The sequence below is a fragment of the Anaerolineales bacterium genome, from assembly GCA_037382465.1.
Taxonomy (GTDB): domain Bacteria; phylum Chloroflexota; class Anaerolineae; order Anaerolineales; family E44-bin32; genus WVZH01.
The window spans coordinates 1-2,659 of record JARRPX010000123.1 but is presented as its reverse complement, the minus strand read 5'-3'; the positions used below and the strand labels follow the sequence as shown (position 1 = coordinate 2,659).

Genomic DNA, 2,659 nt, shown 5'->3' with positions numbered 1-2,659 from the left:
GTTTTTGATGATCATGCGGCTGGAGCGCTGCCCGAAATCGAGCAGCGCCATGTCGGAAGCGCCGCCCGAAGCGGCCTCGGACTCCGGGACTTCCTCCAAGGGCGGCGCTTCCGGAGCCATCGGCGCCTCTGCTTCCTCGGGCTCTGCGTACTCCGCCCCCCCGGAGGCGGAGTCTGCGAACGAACCGTATGTATCGTATCCTTGAGTCGCTGCACTAGCGCATCCTGTCAGAATCAGGATGAGCACGACTGCAAAGAACGTCCAGAATCTTCGTTTGCGTTCCATGGTCCCCTCCATAATTATCTGCTAACGATCAGCAAGTGCCGGGCCGTCCCTGTGTTAATGCTTATGTGCCGGGTTCCCTGACCTTTGCCCAATGCGAGATCGTCGCCCCATCATACAACACGCGGCGGCATCTCGCTGCAAATTTCACAAGCTTTGTTCTCATTGTGCTGAGTCGACCAACGCATCGGCTTGAATTTCGAAGCTGCGCCCGTTCCGTCCGTCGCCGGAAATACCACCCCATTTGACAGATTCGATCAGCAGCGGTTCATCGTCCGTCACGCGGTAGAACTCCACCCAGGTCATCCCGATGTTACCGCGAGTGATTTCGAACACAAGTGTTCCATCGCCATTTATATCGGTCAATTGTATGTCAACGATCATCTCGATTAGGTTTCCCGCTTCAGCCTGAGCGATCGGTTGATTTAGAGCGAAATGTCCGTCGATGAGCCCAGCCGTCTGCGCCGAATCACTGGCGGAGATGAGGGTCGGTCGGAGCCACGTGCCGCCGGACAGCAGATTGAAATCGGTCCAATCGGACGTAGTCGCCAGGCGGATGCGCACGCGCTGCGCGTCGACTTCCGGCCAGTCCATGGCCAGAAAGGTATCCACCCACTTGCGAGTAAGTTCCAGATAGCCTTCCGGCGGCAAGGGAGCGTAATTCTTGTAGGGGTAACCGTGGCTGTCCTGCATGTCCGGCACCGCCGGTTCGATCTGGGTGCCTTCGTGCCACTCGTTGAACGTTGTGATGACGACCATCTCGGGCTCGATGCCCACATCCAGCGCCATCTCCCAGCGGTTCTCATATGAATCCCCATCATTACGGGGTGTGTCCGTATCCGAAGAATAATGGATCCGCTCGGCCGAGAAACCCGGGTTCACACCGGGAAAAAACAATGCGTCGACAGGCAGACTGCGAGCCCACTTGTATCCGGAGTCAAGATTCATAGTGAGTACACCGTAGTTGTACGCGCCATCGAAGTGACCTTGTTCGATCCACTGCGACGAATTTTGGTCGGTGATGACCAACCCGCCATCGGACAGGGCATGGATTTCATCCAACGCTTCCTGCCAGTAGCCCGGTTCGACTGCGGGCGATTCCCCGTCCGGAGCCACTGACGCCCAGAGGAAAAACATCCCCTTGGGTCGATCGTCGGGGCTCCAGCGGCTCGAACTCGTCGTACGGAAGAAGGCCGGATGTTCGCCATAGTTGTCATAAATATACTTGACATCCTGCACCAAGCGATTGGCGGAACGCCCGCCGTAGTTTTCGATGTGAAAGGCCACCTTTATGCCGTAGCGCTCCCCCATTTCGAGTAAGAGGGGCACGGCAACATTTTCGTTCGATTGCCTGCCCCACCAGGAGGAAATGATCACCCCAACCCCAGTCTCTCGCAGCCAGGCGAAGTGCTGTGCAACAACGACGGGGTCCCTCGCGCTGTAGGCGCCGAGCAGCGGATAGTAATCGGCACCGATGTCCGCGGGCGGCTGATTGTTCGCCTGATCCCAATGAACCCACGCGCCGTCGATCTCTTCGCTGCCATACCAGGGGTAGTAGAACGCCGCCACACGGTACGAAGGATCCGGCCCTGTCACTTCGGGATAACCTGGTTCCGGACTCACCTGGGGTTCTGCGAAGGTAGAAGTTGGTTCGGGTAACACCGTCGGTGTGGTGCTTCTGCACGCCGGGACGAAAAACAAGATGATCATGGCAATAAAAGCCCGCTTCTTCATTACACCTCCTGGAGTCGAATGACTCTAGTCAAATCTTCCTGCTCGGGAGCATCTGCGGAGAAGTTCCGGGATCGGCTACCGCCCTTTCCCGAGATAGATTCTACAACCGGTTTGTGAGAGTTTGCAAGAAGGCTGTTCTTTCAGCTTCTTAGGACAGGTGACGCGGGCATTGAGGAAAATCAGATCGCACCGAAAATGTCGAGAAAGCTCAGCACGAGTTGGCAGATTCCCAGTGCTGCAAGGATGCCTGCGGACAGCAGCACCACCCCACGCCGTCCGCGCGGACCGAGTCTGTTCGCGCTGCCGAAGAGGAAAATCGTCCCCGCCAATCCGACGACCATGGTGCCGTAGAAGGCCGCGATTAGAACGACGGCGTAAGTGCGATCTTTCTGCCAGGCATCCATGACCGCGGGGCCCAGTACCAAGCTCCAGCCCAGGTACGGGTTGGGGTTGAGCAGATTGACCATCACCGCCTGTAACAACGTTCTCGGCGCCGATTCGCTTTGCTCCGAATCCTGGAAGACGCTCTCTTGCCAATTTCGATAGCTCGCCCAGGCGAGATAGAGTAGAAGCAAGCCACCTGCAGCACGTATGACGATTTGAAATGATTCGGGGACTCGAGAAAGCAGGATCAATGCGATTA

3 protein-coding genes are annotated in these 2,659 nt (G+C 57.2%); all 3 read right to left on the bottom strand.

All coding sequences use genetic code 11. The annotated features are described in order from the left end of the window. Positions 1 to 285, bottom strand: a 285-nt coding sequence (locus P8Z34_17160; protein MEJ2552403.1) for a hypothetical protein, incomplete at its 3' end; no start/stop codon positions are given. Positions 286 to 444: 159 nt separating this feature from the next. After that, positions 445 to 2,016: a hypothetical protein gene (locus P8Z34_17155; protein ID MEJ2552402.1), complete on the bottom strand. Its 1,572-nt coding sequence runs from the start codon at positions 2,014 to 2,016 to the stop codon at positions 445 to 447. 179 nt (positions 2,017 to 2,195) lie between these two features. After that, the coding region (locus P8Z34_17150; GenBank protein MEJ2552401.1) for a LysE family transporter at positions 2,196 to 2,659 on the bottom strand (464 nt) is incomplete at its 5' end.

What these genes read in the sequence shown, in the direction of transcription:
- P8Z34_17155 (MEJ2552402.1), bottom strand. Translation starts at nt 2,016, where the DNA reads ATGAAGAAGCGGGCTTTTATTGCCATGATCATCTTGTTTTTCGTCCCG.